Here is a 20,693-nt window from a genome sequence, read left to right as displayed (position 1 = left end):
ATGACCTAAACACCGAGCTATTTAGCGCTTGAGCCATGATTCAAGCCAAGAGTAGAGCTCAGGTTTGGCCTATGTTTCAGATGCTAGTCCCTGGCTATCGTGCGTATTCCACGCTGGGAATGACTGAATGAGGTTGCGCGAAGACCGCTCCATGCGAAAACGGCGAACAAATCGACCCAGGCAATACCAAGGTGGCAAAAAAAAGCCCGCTAGAGCGGGCTTTTGGGGAACTTCGACTAAAGGCTTCGGATCGAAGCGATGCCCTATGTGCTTAACGCACCACAGCGATCTGTGATTTTTCACCACCCTTGTATGTGTACATTGTCAAAGCACCATTCTTGATGTCACCCTTGGGGTCAAAGGTAATAGTACCCGTCACGCCCTTGTAGCCTTCGGTCTTTGCCAACACCGGCAAATATTTGGCCGGATCAGACGACTCAGCCTTCTTCATGGCTGCAGCCATCACGTTGACAGCGTCATACACATAAGGCGCGTAGATCTGCACATCGACCTTGTACTGCTCCTTGAACTTGGCCTTGAAGGCATCCGAGACCTTGCGGCCTTCGCCTTCTTCAACACCACCGGCTTCGGCGCAATAGACTTGGTTGTCACCCATCGTGCCTGCCGACAACTTCGGCAACTCACCCGAGCAGATGCCGTCGCCACCGACGAACTTGGCTTCAATGCCCAATTGCTTCATCTGACGCAACATCGGGCCGGCCACGGCATCCATGCCGCCAAAGAAGATTACATCAGGCTTCTTGGCCTTCAAGGAGGTCAGGATGGCGGTGAAATCGGTTGCCTTGTCGTTGGTGAATTCACGGCCGGCAATCTTGCCGCCGGCAGCCTTGACGCCTTTTTCGAACTCGTCAGCCACACCTTGACCATAGGCCGTGCGGTCATCGATGACGGCGATCGACTGGCCCTTCAGTTCCTTGACCGAGTAACGGCCGAGCGTGCCGCCCAAATGGACGTCATCTGCCACCACGCGGAACGTGGTCTTATAACCATTGCGGGTGAACTTAGGGTTAGTGGCCGATGGCGAAATCTGCGGAATGCCCGCATCGCTATAGACCTTGGACGCAGGGATCGAAGTACCTGAGTTCAGGTGACCGATCACGCCGTTGACTTTGGAGTCAACCAGCTTTTGAGCGGCTGCCGTACCTTGCTTTGGATCTCCGGCGTCGTCTTCAGCCAGCAATTCAAATTTGGCCTTTTTGCCACCGATCGTCATGCCTTTGGCATTCAGTTCGGCAATCGCCATACGAGCACCTAACTCATTGTCCTTGCCCAAGTGGGCGATGGCGCCACTGGTAGGGCCCACGTGGCCAATCTTTACGACGAGCACGTCTTGCGACATAGCGGTACCGCTCAGCAGCAGCGCCACAGCGCCCACAACAACATTCAACTTGACTTGCATGAATTACCTCCGGATAGGAAGAAGAAGAGCTTTTTGCTGTTGAATTCTCAACCCGCAGAACATACCCCAAAATCTGCGTCAACCTATATGGGGAAACCATGGGAAACCAAAGACTTCCTGCGTCCGTTGTGGCTTGTTGTCATCAGAGCAAAAAGACTGACCCGCTTTGCCGTGATTTCAAGTTCACTCTGACCGCTTGACCATGGGTTTGTACAAGGGCTTGTTCAGCGCCGATTCGATCCGCGCGAGCAGTTGAATACGAAAATCATCGATGGCCGCATCAACAGCGTTGAGGAGTTCCATCCTAAGTCGATCGTCCGGCTCTAATCTGACCGGCCCGTCAATCCCAATGTCGGCTTCGACTGGGGACGCAAGCTCCGACAACAAGCTCTGGCAAGCTGCATTGAGGGTCAAGTCCGTCGCTTCGGCGACATCCGCCAAATCAACCATATCGGCCACATCAGCCTCGGCCAAAACTTCAAGCTTCGGATCCTCACCCTTGGGTCGCTCAAGCAACTGCAAGGCGGCTTCATCGAGCACCTCGGTCAGAGTCGGAACCAAGCGAGCCAGCGGGGGCGTCAAGCAGACACCTTGTGATGGTTTACGCTGATCCCAAGTTCCTCATAGAGCCGATAGCGTCGGCGCCCGGCTTGGACCTGCTCAGCGTCTTGGGAAACCACCTCAAGCAGGCGCTGGAACTGATCAAACCCTTGCGGCATTTCCAGCCCCAAGTTCAACAAGACTTCACGGTGGCCGAGGTTCAGAGCATGTTCGATCAACAAGATGGGTGTTGCCGCCGCCACCATGGGGTCGGCAGCGGCCGCCGACAAGTTCAAATGGGGCACGAACTCGGCCGGCTCGAATACCCATAAGGCAGCATCCAATCGTCGCAAAGAAGCCGGCGGGCCGCAAACGCCGACCCTTGCTCCCGACTGTTGCGCCTTGCGCAGCAGTCGGCAAACATAGGCCAGTCGATCGGGCACGCCGGTGTAGAAACTCACCTGAGTCATCGTTTCAGCCGAGATCGCAAGCAGCCAGATCAGCGTGCTTGTGAGAGCACAAAGTGGGTCAGCAAGCCCACCGGACGGCCGGTGCCGCCCTTGGCCGCGCCGCCCTTCCAGGCGGTGCCAGCGATGTCCAAATGGCCCCAGCGGAACTTGCCCGCAAAACGCTGCAAGAACTTGGCCGCCGTGATTGAACCGCCGGCGCGCGAGCCGACGTTGGCCACGTCGGCAAAGTTGCTCTTCAGGCCTTCTTCGTACTCATCATCCAAAGGCATGCGCCAGCAAGGATCCAAAGCGGCCTCGCCGGCAGCCGACAGCGAGGCCGCCAACTCGTCGTCACTCGCATACATGCCGCTGCGCACGCCGCCCAGCGCAATCACGCATGCGCCGGTCAGGGTTGCCACATCCACCACCACCGCCGGCTTGAAGCGCTCGGCATAAGTGAGCGCATCGCACAAGACCAAACGCCCTTCCGCATCGGTATTCAAGATCTCGATGGTTTGACCCGACATCGAAGTCACCACATCGCCCGGCTTGAGCGCGCGGCCACTGGGCATGTTTTCGCAAGCGGCGATGATGGCCACCAGATTCAGCTTGGGCTTGAGTTCCGCGACGGCACGGAGCGCGCCGATGACACTCGCCGCACCGCCCATGTCGAATTTCATTTCGTCCATTTCGGCGCCTGGTTTCAAGGAGATGCCGCCCGAATCAAAGGTAATGCCCTTGCCGACCAACACCACCGGCGCCTGAGTTTTGGCCGCGCCTTCATAGCGCGCGACGATGAAGCGAAGTGGCTCGTCCGAACCCTGCGCCACCGACAAGAAGGAGCCCATGCCGAGCTTCTCGACCGCCTTCTGATCCAGCACTTCGACCTTCAGTCCATGCGTGCGCCCCAAGGCCTTGACTTGCTCGCCGAGAAAGGTCGGCGTGGCGTAGTTGCCGGGGCGATTGGCGCATTCGCGCGCCAATTCAATGCCGGCACCGATCGCCTGACCGCGCGCAAGGCCAATCTTGCTCACCTTGGCTGCCGCAGCATCGGCCTTGTCAATGATTAAAGTCAGCTTGTCCAATTTGCCCGAAGCGGGCGCGCTTGGCTTGGTATGACGATACAAATAGGCCGAATCACTGGCCGCCAACACGAATTGCTCGGCCAGACTCTCGGTCATTGCATCAAAGCCGACAAAGGCGACCGCCGCATGCACGGCACCGCGCCCCTTCAACTGAGCCAAAGCCAACTGAAGCGCAGCGCGGGCGGCCTTCAAAGTTGGCTTGCCGGCTGCCGCCAAAATCAAGCGAGGCGCTTTGACACCCGCCGGGCGCTGCAAAACAATCGCCTTGCCGGCCTTGAGCTCAAAGTCACCCAACTTCAGCGCATCCTTGGTGAGCGCGGCCATTGCGGCGTCCATGCCGGAGGGCAAATCCTCACCGGCAATCAACAAGATCAAGGCATCAGCATTGATGCCGGCCAGTGCGTCGAAGGAGGCAGTCTGTGTACGAAAGTCCATAATGTCGCCGAATAGATAAAGTGCCCGGATGTTATTCGATTCCTCAGTACGATCAGAACTTGCCCGCAGCTTCGGTGTCACCTTTGTGGTGATCCTCACCATCGTGCTCACGATGATGTTGATTCGCACCCTCGGTCAAGCCGCTGGCGGCAATGTCGCCCCACAAGACGTGATGCTGTTGATGGCCTACGCCTCGCTGTCTCATCTGCCCACGATGCTGACCCTGTCGCTATTCATCGCCGTCGTGGCGTCCTTGGGCCGCATGTACCGCGAGTCTGAGATGACTATCTGGTTTTCCAGCGGCATTGGTCTGAGCCGCTTCGTCAAACCGGTGTTGCGCATGAGCCTTCCGGTCTTGTTGGTGGTGATTGTGTTGCAGTTGATTGTCTGGCCTTGGGGCAATCAGAACAGCGCTCAACTGCGTGAACGCTATCAAAAGCGCAGCGACCTCTCGCGAGTGGCACCAGGGCAATTTCAATCATCGCGCGACGGCAACAGTGTATTTTTCATCGAGCGCGACAGCCAGGACGAGCGTACCGGGCGCAATGTATTCATCTTGTCCAACAAAGACAAAACCGAATCAGTGACCACCGCCTCCAAGGGCCACATTGAATTGACCGACACCGACCGCTTTCTGGTGCTGAACCAGGGTCAGCGCAATGAAGCCAATGCGTTGACCGGTGAGCGATCACTTGCAAAATTTGAACAATACAGGATCTTGGCCGACAGCCAAGTCTTGCGCAGCGCTGACAAATTAAAGCCCAAGGCGACACCCACGCTGGACCTGCTCCGTGCGCCCTCCGCTGCCAATAACGCCGAATTGACATGGCGCTTTGGCATGAGCCTGGCTTGCTTCAACATGATGTTTTTGGGCATAGGCATGGCGGCCACCAATCCGCGCCGGGCCAACAACTGGAACCTGCTGTTTGCGCTTCTTAGCTTTGTGGTCTATTTCAACCTGATCGGTCTGAGTCAAGGCTGGGTCAGCAATGGGCGAAGCAGCATGGGGACGACTTTGCTGGCGGTCCACGGCGGCATATTCCTGCTGGCCTTGGCGGTGATGTGGTTGCGCGACCGGGGCAATTGCATCGGCTTCTTTCGACGCAAACCCGCAGGAGTGGGGGCATGAGAACGGTTCGCCGCCTGTTGTACCGGGACATCGTCGGGGCGGTGTTTTTTGTTTCGCTGGCTTTTCTTTCGCTGTTCTTCTTCATCGACTTTGTTGATGAACTCGACAACATTGGTCGAATCGAGGCCGGCGCCTTAAAGGCTGCGCTGCTGGCCTTGACGGACATCCCTGGTCATTTTTATCAGCTGTTTCCGATTGCCGTCTTGATCGGCAGCATCTTCTCCTTGGCCAGACTGGCGCAGTCAAGCGAGTTCACGATTTTGCGCACAGGTGGGTTGGGGCCGGGACGCGCGCTTGGCTTGCTCGCCTATCTGGCCACCGCCTTTGCGGCGCTGACCTTCTTCGTCGGCGACTTTGTGGTGCCCTACTTCGACCTTCAAGCCGACCTCATGCGAACTCGTTTCGTCGGTGCATCGGCGCAAGGAAGCCGTGGCGCCTGGTTGAAAGACCATCAACTTATCGCCGGGCAAGAGCGGAGTTTTTCGATCAACGTGAGTCAAGCCGACGCGTCGGGCCGATTGCAAGGTGTGCGAATTTTCGAGTTCGATGACGCGGGGGGATTGGTTTCTCGGTTGGCCGCCAAACAAGCGGTCGTTGATGCCAAGGGCTACTGGAGGCTATCTGACGTCACTCAAACTGATTGGTTAGCGGCCAAGCAAACCAGCGACTCAAGCGACATCAAGGGCGGCATGGGCGGAGGCATTGATGCAAGGCGCGTCGTGCGCGAAACCAAGCTGGACGAATTGAACTGGAAGAGTTCACTGCATGCCGGCGTGATCGCGGCGGCAGTGCTTCCAGCCACCTCGATGTCGACACTGGAGCTTTACCGTTATACCCAGCATTTATCGGCGCAGGAGCAATCCGCGCAAGCGCACAAGATTCAGTTTTGGCGCAAAGCGATCTACCCCTTTGCCTGCTTTGTGATGGTGGCACTGGCGCTGCCTTTTGCCTATTTGCACGGCCGTGCCGGTGGCATCAGCTTGAAGGTTTTTGGCGGCATCATGCTGGGCATTAGTTTTATCTTGCTCAACAACGTTGCAGGCCATGTCGGCATATTGCAAAACTGGGTGCCATGGATCGTGGCTACCGGGCCTAGTCTCTTCTATCTTGCCCTGTCATTGGCGGCCTTCGGCTGGCTGGTGCGTTACCGCTGAAAACACAATTTATGGACGGTTTACTACTCTTTGCTCATGGCGCACGTGACCCCGAATGGGCTAGGCCCTTCGAGGAGGTGGCGCGGCGAATTGCGCTCAGTCGCCCCCAACTGCCGCTGGCCTTGGCCTACCTTGAGTTCATGCAGCCCGAGCTGGAAGCCGCGGCGCGCGCACTCGTTGCACGTGGCTGCCGGCGGATTCATATTGTGCCAATGTTCCTGGGCACCGGCGGTCATGTGAGGCGCGATATCCCGCCCATGCTCGAGCGGCTGCGAGCCGACTTTGGTACGTCGGTGGACTGGCAGTTGCACACGGCCCTTGGGGAACAAGAAGCCGTTCTTCAAGCGATGACCGAGTCGAGTCTGGCTTGGCTTGGCCGTGAGTCCGAAGGCTAGGAATGAATCTGCACCAGTTCAGATTTGTACAGGAGGCCGCGCGGAGAAACCTCAACCTGACCGAGACGGCCAAGGCCTTATTCACCTCGCAGCCCGGCGTTTCAAAGGCAATTTTGGAGCTGGAAGAAGAGCTGGGCATCGACATTTTCTCGCGCCATGGCAAGCGCCTGCGCCGCATCACAGAGCCCGGCCAGCAGGTGCTGGCGGCGATAGAAATCATCATGCGCGAAGTCGGCAATTTGAAGCGCATTGGCGAGGAATTTTCAAAGCAGGACAGCGGCACCCTTTCGATTGCCACCACCCACACGCAAGCGCGTTATGTCTTGCCAGGGCCGGTGGCACAACTGCGGCGCCAATTGCCGCTGGTCCGGGTCAGCTTGCATCAAGGCACACCGGATCAAGTCGTCCGCATGCTGCTGGATGACAGCGCCGATGTCGGGCTGGCGACAGAATCACTGGCCCATATCGATGAGTTGGTCAGTCTCCCCTGCTATGAGTGGCAGCATGTTTTGGTGGTGCCCGAGCACCATCCACTGGCGCAAGTTGAGCGCCCTACATTGGAGCAATTGGCCGGCGAGCCGATCGTCTCGTATCACCCCAGTTTTACCGGGCGTACGCGCATCGACAAGGCCTTTGCCGCGCGCAATTTGCACCCCAATTTCGTATTGGAAGCGATCGACTCCGATGTGATCAAAACCTATGTTCGCTTGGGCATGGGCATTGGCATCGTGGCCGAAATGGCGGTGCGCGAAGATCCGCCGGGCGGGGATCTGCTGTCTCGTCCGCTGGGCCACCTTTTCGGGCAAAACGTCACCCGAATTGCCTTCAAGCGAGGCGCCTATCTGCGCAACTATGTCTACAGTTTTGCGGAGTTGCTGTCCGATCGTCTGAACCGCCACTTGCTGGAGCGAGCCATGAACGGCGACGCCAGTGATTACAGCCTGTAATCGAGCTTCTTTGTCGATGGCCAGGCTTTTCGAAATTTGAACTTTTTCAAGCCCGCATCAGGGCTTGTCTGAGCTGGCAATCGTCGAGCTCAAGCCGGCCCGCGAGTCATCCAGCAAGATGTCCACGTCCGCCGGCGGCGCGCTAGCGCCCGCTTTTCCCTGCCACACCATGGTGGCCATCAGATCAAAGCCGGTCGGATTGCCGGCCACGTCGTTTGCGTCCAAGGGCAAAAAGAGGTCAATTTCCTCGCCTCTTACCTCGTGTTCGGAGCGATCACGGGCCACGCTGTACAGCAACAAGAGGTCACGTAGCGCCGGCAGGTCAAAGCAAGCCGAGCGCTCGTCCCGGGACGACAACAGCTTTTGCAGGCTTGACATGCTGGCGCTGCTATCGGCCCAGCGCGCTTGCAAACCCTGAATCACATCGTCATAAGCCTCCAGCCCACGACCCTGCTCCAAATCGAGATCCCAAGCCGGCGGCCGCGCCTTGAACTGGACCGCATATTGGCCCGCGATATCGGCAAATGCCAACGCGTCACCGCGCTGCTGACAGATCTCCATCAGCTTCAAATAAGGCAAGGCCGATCCGCCTCCAGCGGCGACATCATTTTTCAATTGAGCCTGCAACAAATCGACCGCCGCCTCGTCTTGGCCCAAGACCAAGAAGAAGTCGACTTGCTGCTCCAGATCAATCAACTCCTCGACGCTGACCAGATGCGGCCCTTTTGACGGCGCCTTGCCCGGCTCAGCTATTCCAGCCTGGATCGCCACAGCCTTGGGGGCCGCCGGGTCAATGAACTGCACACTCAGCGGCTCAAGGCTCAATTCACTGCCCATCAACTGGGAAATCCGCACCAAGCCGGATACCTCTTTGTCCGGCAACTCGGCCATCAACGCACTATGTACAAAAGCCGGCTCGGCATCGACATTGTGCGGCAAGGCAATCGTATGTTCTTCCATTGAGACTGTGCGGGCCGGGCCAAAATCCGCTTCGGCCGGTTTGCTGCCATCGTCTGCGCCGGGCTGCCCTTCAACCAGGGCTTGACGCTCCTGTCGTGCGTTGCTGGCCACAAGCAGCGCACCGGCTTTTGCCCCCTCGGGCACAGCTTCATTTGATTCCTGCCCCCACCAGTTGCGGTCCTGCCCACGCTGCTCGCCACCTCGGCCACGCAAACGATAGCCCAAGCCACCTCCAAACAGAAGGGCCAAGGCAGCCAAGCCCCATGGCAAAACCTTGAGTTCTTCATTGCCGTGAGCGGTCCTTGCACCGGAACTCTCGTCCTTCAATGCGATCAACTTCTGAGCATTGCTACGGAATTCGGCTTGCATGCTGATTAGACCGGACTCGACTGTTCGTAAGCGGGCCATGGCCGCCTCAGCCTCCGAGGCCGAGCTGCCTGCCGGAGCTTGGCTTGCATCCACGGACTCCAAGCGCAGCTGTGGCTGTGCCGAATCTTTGGGCGCAGCCAAAGGAACAGATACCTGTTCGAACGATTCGTTAGCTTTTAAGCCTGTCGCCACTTTCAAAGCCGGCCTAGCCGCTTTGACATGGCGGGCACTACGCGAGCCGACGGAGTCAAGCGAATTGGCGTCCCCGCTTGCTGGCGGGTCTGCTTGCTTATTGGCCTGCTGCTTCGACCCTTTGGCGATCTGCGGAGCCGACTCTTTGGAGGAGATCAAACGCTCTTGGCCAACCTTGCCTGACAGTCCTGCACCCATCAAGGCCTCGGGCTTGGCATCAGAAGTGGCCAATGCCGCCCGCAAGGCCGGCGACAGGGCTCTAGGGCTCGCAACCACAGAACGAGCATCAGCCGCAGTCTGGTCATGCCCCAACGGCGGATCCATCAAGGCGCTGAACTGCCGAGTCAACCGCACCGGGCAACCCAAGCTCAAAGACACATTGAGAATGGGCTCCTCAATCGGCACCGAACTCAGCACCAGGATCGAGCGCAGGGTGTTTTCGCTCTCGCCCTCAAGTCGCACACTGACCGAGTTGCCCGGCAATTTTTTCGTGCCGGCCGTGACCTCGACAAACACGCAGTCCATCGACAAAGATTCGCCTGAGCTGAGGCTGAGCGGGAGCGAAAGCAAGAGCGGCCGACCCAGCGCAGACTGCACTTGCGGGCGACCCATACCTAGCGCATGGGCGTTGCCCATGAAGCCAAATGCCAAGGTACTCAGCAAGCAGACGCCCAAGCTGGAGGCGCGCAAAAAGAAAGGGGGCGCTACGGTGTCTCGGTCCATGCCGGGGGGGGCCAATGTTATTTCGGCTGACTCTAGCATGGCTGGCCGGGCTTCAATCGTGCCATAAAGACCGACGTTGTATATGTGCCCGCACACAGCGCCCAGCCAAGCCGGTCCAGGCAGGTGAGCGCTTTGAGGCCCATCCATCACTGCCCACAAAGCGAAGGCCGCGCAGCTCATGGACAATGGCCGGCAAGATGGCAACCTCCCTGTTGTCACGTCAGCGACAAAGCATGAATAGCACTGTTCTTACACTCACCGAACGCAGCAAGATTGATGCGGGTTCTTGGTTTGCCAGATTATCGGAGCCCTTGCGCAACGATATTTTGTCACGCGCAACGGTGCGCCGATTGGACGATGGCGCTTTACTGTCTTACCGAGGTGAAGCTGCCGAAGAATGGGTGGGCGTAGCCAAAGGCGCCGTCCGTATCAGCTCGGTCTCATTGGCCGGCAAACAAGTGTCTTTGACTTATGTGGAGCCCGGAACATGGTTTGGCGACATTTCGCTATTCGACGGCATGCCCCGTACCCACGATGCGACCACCCACGGAGACACCACGCTGCTGATTGTGCGCAAGCCGGACTTCAGGGAATTGCTGCAGCTTCACACCGAACTCTACGAGGCCTTGCTGCGCCTGAATTGCCGACGTTTGCGTCTGATGTTCGATGCAATCGAGGATCTCAACACCCTGCCCCTCGCTTCGCGTCTGGCCAAACAAATCTTGCTGCTAGCGCGCTCCTACGGCGTATTGCAGGGCGACGAAATCCGCATCGGCCTGCAACTGGCGCAAGAGGATTTGGCGCAGTTGCTGGGCGCCTCTCGGCAGCGTGTCAATCAAGAATTGAAGGCCTTCGAGCGCGACGGGGCGGTTCGCGTCGAACCCACCCGCTTGGTCGTGCTGAGCAAAGAAAAGCTGATGGCCATCGCCAATCGATAGCTGATCTACGCTTGACCGGTGCCGGCCATTTCTGCAATCAATTTTAAAGAGATTCATGGACGAATTCAGCGGAACCCGAGCACCAACACAAGCCATTGACAACGAGGCGCTCAGCGCTTGGCTCAAGATGCATATTGCCGGCTTTACAGGCCCATTGAGCATCGAGCAATTCAAAGGCGGCCAATCCAATCCCACCTACAAGCTGAATACACCAAGCCAAGCCTATGTGATGCGCGCCAAGCCCGCACCGATGGTCAAGCTCTTGCCTTCTGCTCATGCCATCGAGCGCGAGTTCAAGGTCATGTCAGCGCTGGCGGGCAGCGAGGTACCGGTGCCCGCCATGTTGGCGCTCTGCGAAGACGAGTCGGTCATCGGCCGGGCGTTCTACATCATGGAGTTCATGCCCGGCCGAGTGCTTTGGGATCCCGCCTTGCCGGGCATGAGTACGCAAGAGCGTGCGGCCATTTTTGACGAAATGAACCGAGTGATCGCGGCCCTGCACCGGGTCGACCCGCAAGCCATTGGTCTGGCCAACTACGGCAAACCCGGCAACTACTTTGAACGGCAAATCAGCCGCTGGAGCAAGCAATATCTGGCATCGGTGACCGAACCCATCGAAGCCATGGACAAGTTGATGGACTGGCTCCCCGGCAATATTCCGGCCTCGGCCCTTGATGAGCGCGAGGTCGCCATAGTGCATGGCGATTTCAGATTAGATAACTTGGTCTTTCACCCCGAACAAGCGCGCGTGATCGCGGTGCTGGATTGGGAGCTATCGACCCTGGGCCATCCTTTGGCCGACTTCAGCTACCACTGCATGACTTGGCATATTCAAAGCTCGGCCGCAGCCCGCGGACTCGGTGGCTTGGACTTGGCCACTCTGGGAATCCCGGCCGAAACCGACTATGTACGCCGTTATTGCGAGCGAACGGGTCGAGCCGACATTGCCCTGATAGAGCAGGACTGGAACTTCTATTTGGCTTACAACTTGTTCCGCATCGCGGCAATTTTGCAAGGCATTGGCAAACGAATCAGCGCCGGCACGGCCTCAAGCGATCAGGCACGCGCTGCGGCTGCGGGCGCCAAACCGCTGGCGGAATTGGCCTGGGTATTCGCTCGGCGCTTGGTCAAGCCTGAGCCGGATCTTCGTCCGGACGCGAACTCTGCCAAGCAATAGATGTGGTGGTCGGCCACGGTCCGCGGTCGGTCAGCTTCTCGTTCACCTTCTGCAACTCTCGACACGCCAACTCCAGCACCTTGACCAGGCCCTGGATACTCTGCAGAGAAGGCACGGCCATGGCCGTGCGCAAGTAGGCATTGCCGCGCATTGTCATCAACACAAATGGCTGGCCCTCGGGCAGCAAGTCTTGGCTCGCCTGAGCCAGAACTTCGCTCAAATCGCCCTCCAACCAAGCTGCAACCAACTCCTTGTTCACGCCGACGGCACCAAAGCGTTGGCGCACCAGCTTGGAGCTGATTTGAGTGAACTTCGGGAACATCACCAACCAACGCATTTCCTCGGGCGTGTCGGTGTCGACGCGGGTCTTGAGGGTGTCGGTATAGGCCTCAAACACCGCCGACTCCAACTGATCCATCAAAGTCCGGCACAAGACCATCATCTGCAAATCGCCGTGCAAGCGCAACTCACAGCGCATACGCAACTCATTGCCCTCGATGTAAGCGCGCTGCGACGGCCCCCACTCGATGCGCAGACTGCCGGGCAAGGCCTTGGGCTGCTCGATCAAGAAACCTCGCCCGTCCTTGGCGATACGGAAATGCGCATTGCGGCTTTCCGCCCAGTCGTGAATGGGTCGCCAGCGAGCCGAACTCGCACGAGCAACAAACCAGTGTTTTACTTGCTTAAAAAACATGAGCTAGGACAATGCGCTGAACGGTGAAGACGCAAACCGCGCCTCCTTTGACCGGTGGAGAACAAAATGATCGAAGTGTATTCATGGCCTACTCCTAACGGCCACAAGGTTCACATCATGTTGGAAGAATGCGGTTTGCCATATCGGGTGATCCCCGTGGACATAAGCAGTGGCGCCCAATTCGAGCATAAATTCCTCTCCATCAGTCCAAATAACAAGATTCCTGCGCTGATCGACCCCGCAGGGCCGGACAACAAACCGATCTCCTTGTTCGAATCTGGGGCCATTCTGCTGTATTTGGCCGGCAAGACGGGCAAGTTCTTGCCTAGCGACACCGCAGGCAAGTACGAAGTCTTGCAATGGCTGATGTTTCAAATTGGAGCTGTCGGCCCCATGCTCGGGCAGACCCACCACTTTCGTATCTACGCGCCCGAAAAAATCAAATACGCCATTGATCGATACAGCAGTGAAGCACAGCGTCTTTACAAGGTGATGAATACGCGCCTGGCCGGCTCAACCTATCTAGGCGGAAGCCACTACAGCATTGCCGATATTGCCGTGTTTCCATGGCTCAGATCCTGGAAAAATCAGGGCGTCGAGTTGAGCGACTACCCGCATTTGAAGGGGTGGTTCGACGAAATTTCAGCCCGCCCAGCGGTGCTGCGTGGCCTGGGGGTTATGTCCGAACAACACAAGCCACTTACCGACGAAAAAGCGAGAGAAAATCTATTCGGAGAGAAGCAATATAGACGGCATTGATTGAACGCAAATCAGCGGCTTGGACCGATCAAGGTTCGATGATCCGCCCTCGACTGCGATAGAGACTCCTCTGCCATCGCTTGCCCTGGCAACAGCGGATTGAGACGATCAAGTCCAAGCCGTGTGAATTCGAAGTCACGCTCGCTGATGTAGAGCGGCTCCCCTATTCGTAGACCAGCATTTGCGACGCGCGATCCCTTCTCTCAAACACTGGACACAGTCGCAGGCGCGCCTTCAAGGTCAACTTTTGCGGGTCACACAAAAAGGCCATTTCCAGTACATGGTTGCGGCTCTTGGCTTGGCCAGAAAGTCGCTGTGAAGCGGACTCAAAAGCTCACAAGACCATAGGGTGACCCGCCTTCCAGACAGTTCGACCCCCTTTGAATCTGCGGGTTGAAAGCGCAGACTGAGGCGATCACAGAACTCGTTTTTCCGTTTTTCCGGGACTCGAAATGCGACCACGGCCAACACACTCGGCCACGACTGGGGCTGAACCGGTGCTTTCACCGCTTGACTCAGATAAAAAGCAATGTTGACGTGAGAACGATTGCCCCACTTCGAATCAAAAACAGCATTTCAGTGCGCGCCGAACCATCAGTCGTCTGATTGGTCCGACCAGCAGGAATCGAACCTGCAACCGCCCGCTTAGAAGGCGGGTGCTCTATCCGGTTGAGCTATGGTCGGGCATGAACTGCTTGCAGCTCAATAGGGCCGCGATTGTGACATGAGCTGGACCCTATTTGATGCCCGCTCCTGTCACACAAGCGAACAAGGCGCTTAATTCAACAACACGTTGACGATCGCATTGCCAATGCCCATCAGGGCTGCGCCCGAAATCAGCCCGGCGCAGATGGGCTCACAACCATCGACCCAAAGGCGATTGCCCGGCGTTCCGGCCGCCTTGTATTTACGGCCCATGAACCAGAACAATAATGCGCCGATCCACATTGCGAAGACGGACTCAGGTGGCAACACAACGCCCAAGCCGATCGAGACCGACGAGAGCGGGAAGCGACCCTTGGTGATGATGCGCATCACCTCGATCGCAACTGCGCTGACAAAGGCAACAAACATCGCCACCAAGGCCGAAGCCGGCAGGCCCTGCAAGCCTTTGGCGATCAACTCGGCCACGCCCTTCCACTGCAAAGCGGCCGGCATCGCAAACTGCTCGGACACCAAGGTGGCGGTTGACCTGACCCCATTCGCGTCGGCCGGCAAAAACAGCAAGAAGTACAGGGGCACGCAGGCAATCACACCAGCCAGAATACCGATGACATGGCCAATCGCCTGGTGCCTGGGCTTGCCGCCCAACATATAGCCAGGCTTGATGTCGGAAAGCAGGTTGGCGGCATTGGAGGCGATCTCGGACGTCATACCGGCCGGCAACAAATTGCTGGCGGGGTTGCTGCGATCAATCGCACCCATGGTGAATTGAGTGATCTTTGACAGCGCGCCGGTCGGCGTCCATGAGGTCAAAGCCATTGCATTGGTGCAAATGATGGTCAGCACAAAGATCAGCGGCAGCGAAACCAGGGCCAAGAACATAGGCACATCAAAAAACACATGGGTGACCCAAGCTCCCAAGAAGCCGAAAACCGGCACACCGATATAAGAAATCCACAGCGGCACCTCGATATGCGCCAAAAGATCTGGGCCTTGAGGAGCCACGTCGGTCTTCTTGCCCCATGACTTGAAGATGCTCATGAAGAGTTCCGGCTTGGCCAGCAAGCTGACGATGGAACCGGTGACCATCATCGTCACACCCCACCAGAGGGACCACTGGTTGACAATCTCGGCACGCGAAATCGCCACCATCGCGCCGGTCGGCGACACGCGCTGAGCGATCTCGCCGGCATTGATCATGATGGGTGCCAGAATCACAAAATTGATGAAGGAGCCCAGCATGCAACTGCTGGCGACCGCAATCCCCATCAAGCCACCGACGCCCAGCATGGCGGCGTCCAGCGTAAAGCGCAGACCCAGCACGCGGAAATCCACACCCATGATCTTGGGCATCCATAGCTCAGCCTTGGCTGCAACCTGGTAGTAGTAGGTGTCCATTCGCTCATGCAGATGCCATGGCTCCTTCATACCGGCCCATTGGTCCATGCGCAGAATCTTGAACTGCAAGAGCTTCATCCACCCATCACTGACTATCGCCTGATAGAGGGCAGTAGCGCCCGCAACCAAGCCCAACAAGCGCGCTTTATAGACACCCTCGGCGGCATCGCCGGTATAGAGCGAATCAAGTACCACGCCGCTGGCCCGCCCCTCAGGGAAAGGCAACTGGTCCTCGTTGATGAAACGCCGCTTCATCGGGAAGGCCACCAAGACGCCGAGGATGGAGATCACCACCATCCAGATCATCATCTGCCACCAGGGGATGATGCGACCGGTGATCAACATATAGGCCGCCAAACTGGAGAACAGCGGCATCACCACATAGCCTGCGGCCGTTGCGATCGACTGAGTACAGTTGTTCTCAAGAATGGTGTAGTCCTCCGCCAGACCCGCGGCGTGCAAGGCACGAAAGAGTGCGAAAGACAAAATGACCGAGGTCAAGCCGACGCCGATGCCGATGCCGGTTTTGCCACCGATATAGAGCGAGGTCGCGGCCAAAATTGCGCCGAGTAGAAATCCGGTCAAGGCGGCACGCAAGGTCAGCTGCGGCATGCTGCCTCGGTAGACATTTGTGAACCACCATTCGTCTTTTTGCGCCCGGGTCCAGGTGCGTATCTGCTCGTCGGTCAGTTGTTGGATAGCCATGAGGAAAGAGAAATGGGTTGCGGGCATGGTGTTGCCCAATGCTGCGGATTTTGTCCGCACGACGCGCCCAGGAATAGCCGAGGATACCCAGGGCACCTCAAGGGATGAAGCAAATCGTTTCTGAAATAAAAAAACCCGCCGCAAGCAAGCTTGCAACGGGTTTCTTTAAATATTCTTGGTCGGGGCGGTGGGATTCGAACTCACGACCCTCTGCTCCCAAAGCAGATGCGCTACCAGGCTGCGCTACGCCCCGACTGAGATTAAAAAACCTGCTGCAATTCAACTCGCAACAGGCCATTCAAAATGGTAAATCAACTAACTTTTAAAAAGTTCTTGGTCGGGGCGGTGGGATTCGAACTCACGACCCTCTGCTCCCAAAGCAGATGCGCTACCAGGCTGCGCTACGCCCCGACTAAGACAACTATTCTAGCCTGCTTTTTGGTGGGTGCGCAAGGATTTTCTTGAAATGTTGAAACGAGCTGCGAATTTCCAATTCGGGAATATTGGGAACCCGAGACCTCCTCATCTTTGCAATTCGAAATATTCGTCGTTCAGTCCTCGCACCAACACTTGACGCATCCCGCCTCCCGTCACGGCCTTTGTCGGCGCCGACTTTGACCTATCGCTCTTCAGCGACAGTGACCACGACGCAGCAATAGATCCATGCCAATTGGCGCTCTGCGTGCACGCTATAGAGCACCTGTTGAAACATCTCCTGCAGCAGGTTTCCGGTGAAGTTGCCCGCAGCGCAGTGAGTATTGGAATGCGAACGACTCAGTTGACAAGGCCTATTTGAAGCGCACTCGTGGTGGTCGCGTGATGTATTTCAGCAGCCTGTCAGATACCGTGCTGCGGCGGCTTTATTGAGCTAACTCATCGTCGGTACGGGCCGAGCCGCCAACATGGCTAGCCAACGACTACCGGAGATCCTGATGCAAACGTCGAATTCGGATTTCATCTGCTGCGGAGGGCGCGCAGCGGTTCTGCTGATGACGCTCGCTCTGGCTGCGATGCTGCTACAGGGTTGCGCAACAACTTCCAGCGGCGCGGGTCTCGGGCACCGGATGACCGACAGCGTTTCAACCAGCGAAGGCAAGACCATCAATTTCGCCTGGACCAGCGAGGATGGCGGCGTCACCGGCACCCTCAGCGCCACGCTGGACAACGGCGCCAACTTCAGCGGGCCCTTCATGCAGGTCACGCGGGAAACCCATCTTCGTCACTTCGACCCCTATTGGGTAGGCTGGCGCCATGGCTGGCGAGATTGGCCGGCCTGGGGTCCGGCAGGTAACGGCACCGACCTGGTCACGCATTACTCGGGCCGGGTGATTGCGCGCCTGCAAGGGCCGGGCGACTTGCGCATGCGCTGCGTGCTGCACCTGAAGGCACCCGCCAAGGGCATGGGCGCGGGCGGCCAGGGGCAATGCGAACTCAGCGACGGGCGCAAGTTTGATGCCGTCTTTTCCTGAGTCAGCGCGGCTGCGTGCTGACCGGCGCCCGGTGGTGAAGCCCCCGGCTCGGCCCAGCCTATGAGCATCCGCAATCTCGATTCCTTGTTCGACCCGGCCTCCATCGCCGTGTTCGGCGCGTCGGCGCGGCCCTTCAGCGTCGGCGCCACGGTCTGGCGCAATCTGCGCTGCGGCGGTTTCAAGGGCCGGCTGCTGGCGGTCAACCCCAAACATCAAGAGCTCGACGGGCAGGCGGTTTTTGCCCGGGCGGCCGATCTGCCGCTGGTGCCCGAACTGGCCCTGATCTGCACGCCGCCCGCCAGCGTGGCCGGACTGATCTCGGAGCTGGGTGCGCTGGGCACGCGCGCCGCCATCGTGCTGAGCGCCGGCCTGAGCCCCGAGCAAAACGCCGCCATGCTGGCCGCCGCCAAGCCCCATCTGCTGCGCATCCTCGGCCCCAACTGCATCGGCCTGCTGGCGCCGCATATCGGTCTGAATGCCAGCTTTGCCCACACCGATGCGCTGGCCGGCGAACTCGCCTTCGTGTCGCAGTCGGGCGCGCTGCTGACGGCCATGCTGGACTGGGCGCGCTCGCGTGCGATTGGCTTTTCTCACATCGTCTCGCTGGGCGAGCATGCCGATGTGGACTTCGGCGACATGCTGGACTTTCTGGCCAGCGACTTCCGCACCCGGGCCATCCTGCTCTATATCGAGTCGGTCGAGTCGCCGCGCAAATTCATGTCGGCGGCGCGTGCCGCGGCGCGCAACAAGCCGGTCATCGTGGTCAAGGCCGGGCGCTCCCGCCAAGGCCAGCGCGCCGCCGCCTCGCACACCGGCGCCCTGGCCGGCTCCGATCTGGTCTACGAGGCCGCCATCGCACGCGCCGGCATGCTGCGGGTGAACACCCTGCAGCAGTTGTTCCTGGCCGCCGAGACCTTGAGCCGTTTTCAAAGCAACCGCTCCGAAGAGCTGACTATTCTGACCAATGGCGGCGGTGCCGGCGTGATGGCGGCCGACGCGGCCTCGCATGCGGGCGTGAAGCTGGCCGATCTCAGCGAGCAGATGCTCAAGCGTCTGGACGAGGTGTTGCCGGCCAACTGGTCGCGAGGCAACCCGGTCGACATCATCGGCGACGCGCCGGTAGAGCGTTATGTGCAGGCCATGCGCTTGCTCGCCGACGACCCGCGCACCGGCGCCGTGCTGCTCATTCATGCGCCGACCGCGATTGTGCCGAGCGCCGAGATCGCCACCGCGCTGGCGGCGCAGGCGGCCAGCGGACCGCCAAGGCTGCTGAGTTGCTGGCTCGGAGAAGGCGCGGTCGAGGAGGCGCGGCGGATTTTTCAGCATGCCGGCATTGCCGGTTTCGCCAGCCCCGAGGAAGCGGTGCGGGCCTTTTCGATGTTGCAGATCTACCGCCGCAACCAAGCGCAGCTGATGCAGGCACCGCCGGCCGAGCAAATGTCCGCACAGCAGCCCGCCGATGTCGACGCGGCGCGCGCGCTGGTCGCTCAGGCGCTGGCCCAGGGCCGGGCGCTACTGACCGAACCCGAGGCCAAGGCGCTGCTCAGCGCCTATCGCATCCCGGTGGTGGCCACCCGCGCCGTCGGGCCGAATCCGGCGCAGGCGGCCAGCGCGGCGGACCAGCTCGGCTATCCGGTCGCGCTGAAGATTGTGTCGGCCGAAATTACCCACAAGTCCGATGTCGGTGGGGTGACGCTGGACCTGGACAATGCGGCCGATGTGCGGGGCGCCGCGCAGGCGATGCTGGCACGCCTTGCCCAGACCCAGCCGGGCGCACGCATCGACGGTTTTTCGGTGCAGAAGATGGAGCGCCGCAACCAGGCCCATGAGTTGATCGTCGGCGCCAGCATCGACAGCGTCTTTGGGCCGGTGATCCTGTTCGGCCAAGGCGGCACCGCCGCCGAGGTGGTGGCCGACCGCGCCGTGGCGCTGCCGCCGCTGAACACCGTGCTGGCGCGCAGCTTGGTGCAGCGCACCCGGGTGGCGCGGCTGCTCGGCGGCTATCGCCACACGCCGGCCGCCGACCAGGAATCGCTGCACCGGCTCTTGATCACGGTCGCACAGATGCTGGCCGATATCCCCGAACTCGCCGAGTTGGACATCAACCCCTTGCTGCTCGATGCCCAGGGTTTGATCGCGCTTGATGCGCGCGTCCGCCTGAGCGCCGCCAAGCCCGGCGGCATCTCGAACTTCGCCATCCGGCCCTACCCGGCTCACCTGATCGAAACCGTCACTTGGCAAGGCCGGCGCTTGACCCTGCGGCCGATCAAGCCTGAGGATGAAGGTCAGCACTTGGACTTCCTGGCTCATCTAGACCCCGAGGATGTGCGCCTGCGGGTGTTCTACAGCCGGCGCAGCATCGAGCGCAGCGAACTGGCCAGGCTGACCCAGATCGACTATGAACGTGAGACCGCGATCGTGGCCGTGGTCAGCGGTGGCGACGGCGTTGAGCAGACCCTGGGCGTGGTGCGCGCCACCGCCGACCCCGACAACCACGACGCCGAGTTCGGCCTCATCGTCCGCTCCGACCAGAAAGGCCATGGGCTGGGTGAGCTGCTGCTGCGCAAGCTGATGCGTACGCTGCGTGAGCGCAGCACCCAGCGCCTGTTGGCGACGGTGCTGGCGGAGAACAAGGCCATGTTGAAGCTGGGCCTAAAGCTCGGCTTCATCGTCGGACCGCCGAGCCGAGAAGGCGTCCGGGAACTGCAATGCCCGCTACAAGACCCGAGTACAGGAGAAATTTTGCGCGCTACTGTGGCGACTGCTTGATGGGGCTAGATGCCCGAAAATGCCAAGTCGGCAGGCAAGCAAACAAGCCGGTTTTGCTCAATTTGCACTTGATTGCCAAAACGCAAGGCAACAAATAATCCATTAGCTAAACTGATTTCACCCTTCGATATAGGGCAAATGTCCGAATCGGGGTGTAAAGGTGAGATCGTCTGCAATATGGCGTCTATGTTGTTGCAAGACCATAGGGGATGGAGCCTATCTCAGACCCTTTGCAGGTCAAAAGCGGCAAAGTGGGAAGCTTCACCAAAGCCCGCCAATTCGCAAGGAATGGCGGGCTTTCTCGTTGGGACTTGCACAAAATC

At 59.0% G+C, this 20,693-nt stretch carries 16 protein-coding genes and 3 tRNA genes; 9 read left to right on the top strand and 10 right to left on the bottom strand.

What is annotated here, in order from left to right; genetic code table 11:
- Positions 1-271: 271 nt before the first annotated feature.
- The 4 genes from LNV07_RS11520 to LNV07_RS11505 form a co-directional block, all read right to left on the bottom strand.
- Positions 272-1,420 carry a branched-chain amino acid ABC transporter substrate-binding protein gene (locus tag LNV07_RS11520; RefSeq protein WP_263571311.1) on the bottom strand — a complete coding sequence of 383 codons (1,149 nt, stop codon included), beginning with the start codon at positions 1,418-1,420 and terminating at the stop codon, positions 272-274.
- Between the two features lie 183 nt (positions 1,421-1,603).
- Entirely contained in the window at positions 1,604-1,942 is a 339-nt protein-coding gene (locus LNV07_RS11515) for a hypothetical protein (protein WP_263571310.1), read from the bottom strand.
- 56 nt (positions 1,943-1,998) lie between these two features.
- Positions 1,999-2,430, bottom strand: a complete 432-nt coding sequence (locus LNV07_RS11510; protein WP_263571309.1) for a DNA polymerase III subunit chi — start codon at positions 2,428-2,430, stop codon at positions 1,999-2,001.
- Positions 2,431-2,459: 29 nt separating this feature from the next.
- Positions 2,460-3,929 (bottom strand): leucyl aminopeptidase, encoded by a 1,470-nt coding sequence (locus tag LNV07_RS11505; protein WP_263571308.1) that lies wholly within the window; start codon positions 3,927-3,929, stop codon positions 2,460-2,462.
- A gap of 28 nt (positions 3,930-3,957) precedes the next feature.
- On the opposite strand from LNV07_RS11505, the gene lptF reads away from it, so the two are divergent.
- Genes lptF through LNV07_RS11485 form a run of 4 tightly spaced genes read left to right on the top strand, consistent with a single transcriptional unit; the run spans position 3,958 to position 7,554 of the window.
- Positions 3,958-5,058 carry an LPS export ABC transporter permease LptF gene (lptF, locus tag LNV07_RS11500; protein WP_263571307.1) on the top strand — a complete coding sequence of 367 codons (1,101 nt, stop codon included), beginning with the start codon at positions 3,958-3,960 and terminating at the stop codon, positions 5,056-5,058.
- A complete protein-coding gene (gene lptG, locus LNV07_RS11495; RefSeq protein WP_263571306.1) occupies positions 5,055-6,212 on the top strand; it encodes an LPS export ABC transporter permease LptG in 1,158 nt (385 codons plus the stop codon). The genes lptF and lptG overlap by 4 nt, the downstream gene beginning before the upstream one ends.
- A gap of 11 nt (positions 6,213-6,223) precedes the next feature.
- Positions 6,224-6,607, top strand: coding sequence for a sirohydrochlorin chelatase (locus LNV07_RS11490; RefSeq protein ID WP_263571305.1), 384 nt, complete (start codon positions 6,224-6,226; stop codon positions 6,605-6,607).
- Between the two features lie 2 nt (positions 6,608-6,609).
- Positions 6,610-7,554 carry a CysB family HTH-type transcriptional regulator gene (locus tag LNV07_RS11485; protein ID WP_263571304.1) on the top strand — a complete coding sequence of 315 codons (945 nt, stop codon included), beginning with the start codon at positions 6,610-6,612 and terminating at the stop codon, positions 7,552-7,554.
- 57 nt (positions 7,555-7,611) lie between these two features.
- Here the strand turns inward: LNV07_RS11485 and LNV07_RS11480 are convergent, their stop codons facing one another.
- Entirely contained in the window at positions 7,612-9,798 is a 2,187-nt protein-coding gene (locus tag LNV07_RS11480) for a type IV pilus assembly protein FimV (protein ID WP_263571303.1), read from the bottom strand.
- 233 nt (positions 9,799-10,031) lie between these two features.
- On the opposite strand from LNV07_RS11480, the gene LNV07_RS11475 reads away from it, so the two are divergent.
- Entirely contained in the window at positions 10,032-10,736 is a 705-nt protein-coding gene (locus LNV07_RS11475) for a Crp/Fnr family transcriptional regulator (protein WP_263571302.1), read from the top strand.
- Between the two features lie 55 nt (positions 10,737-10,791).
- Complete coding sequence (locus LNV07_RS11470) at positions 10,792-11,913, top strand: phosphotransferase (RefSeq protein WP_263571301.1); 1,122 nt, start codon at positions 10,792-10,794, stop codon at positions 11,911-11,913.
- Here the strand turns inward: LNV07_RS11470 and LNV07_RS11465 are convergent.
- Positions 11,864-12,607, bottom strand: a complete 744-nt coding sequence (locus LNV07_RS11465; RefSeq protein ID WP_263571300.1) for a hypothetical protein — start codon at positions 12,605-12,607, stop codon at positions 11,864-11,866. The two genes, LNV07_RS11470 and LNV07_RS11465, sit on opposite strands and share 50 nt — an antisense overlap.
- A gap of 66 nt (positions 12,608-12,673) precedes the next feature.
- Between LNV07_RS11465 and LNV07_RS11460 the strand changes: the two genes are divergently transcribed.
- A complete protein-coding gene (locus LNV07_RS11460) occupies positions 12,674-13,366 on the top strand; it encodes a glutathione binding-like protein (RefSeq protein WP_263571299.1) in 693 nt (230 codons plus the stop codon).
- A 607-nt stretch (positions 13,367-13,973) separates the two neighbouring features.
- On the opposite strand, the gene LNV07_RS11455 is transcribed toward LNV07_RS11460, so the two are convergent.
- From LNV07_RS11455 to LNV07_RS11440, 4 genes are all read right to left on the bottom strand, one after another.
- Positions 13,974-14,050: transfer RNA gene (locus LNV07_RS11455), tRNA-Arg, on the bottom strand.
- 93 nt (positions 14,051-14,143) lie between these two features.
- Positions 14,144-16,132, bottom strand: a complete 1,989-nt coding sequence (locus LNV07_RS11450; protein WP_263571298.1) for an OPT family oligopeptide transporter — start codon at positions 16,130-16,132, stop codon at positions 14,144-14,146.
- Between the two features lie 176 nt (positions 16,133-16,308).
- Positions 16,309-16,385: transfer RNA gene (locus LNV07_RS11445), tRNA-Pro, on the bottom strand.
- 81 nt (positions 16,386-16,466) lie between these two features.
- Positions 16,467-16,543: transfer RNA gene (locus LNV07_RS11440), tRNA-Pro, on the bottom strand.
- 521 nt (positions 16,544-17,064) lie between these two features.
- On the opposite strand from LNV07_RS11440, the gene LNV07_RS11435 reads away from it, so the two are divergent.
- Positions 17,065-17,601 (top strand): hypothetical protein, encoded by a 537-nt coding sequence (locus LNV07_RS11435; protein WP_263571297.1) that lies wholly within the window; start codon positions 17,065-17,067, stop codon positions 17,599-17,601.
- Positions 17,602-17,661: 60 nt separating this feature from the next.
- Complete coding sequence (locus LNV07_RS11430) at positions 17,662-20,370, top strand: bifunctional acetate--CoA ligase family protein/GNAT family N-acetyltransferase (protein WP_263571296.1); 2,709 nt, start codon at positions 17,662-17,664, stop codon at positions 20,368-20,370.
- Positions 20,371-20,693: the final 323 nt, after the last annotated feature.

It is taken from the genome of Roseateles oligotrophus, from assembly GCF_025717515.1.
Taxonomy (GTDB): domain Bacteria; phylum Pseudomonadota; class Gammaproteobacteria; order Burkholderiales; family Burkholderiaceae_C; genus Paucibacter_A; species Paucibacter_A oligotrophus.
The sequence above is the reverse complement of the archived record's forward strand: the minus strand, read 5'-3'. Positions and strand labels throughout refer to the sequence as shown.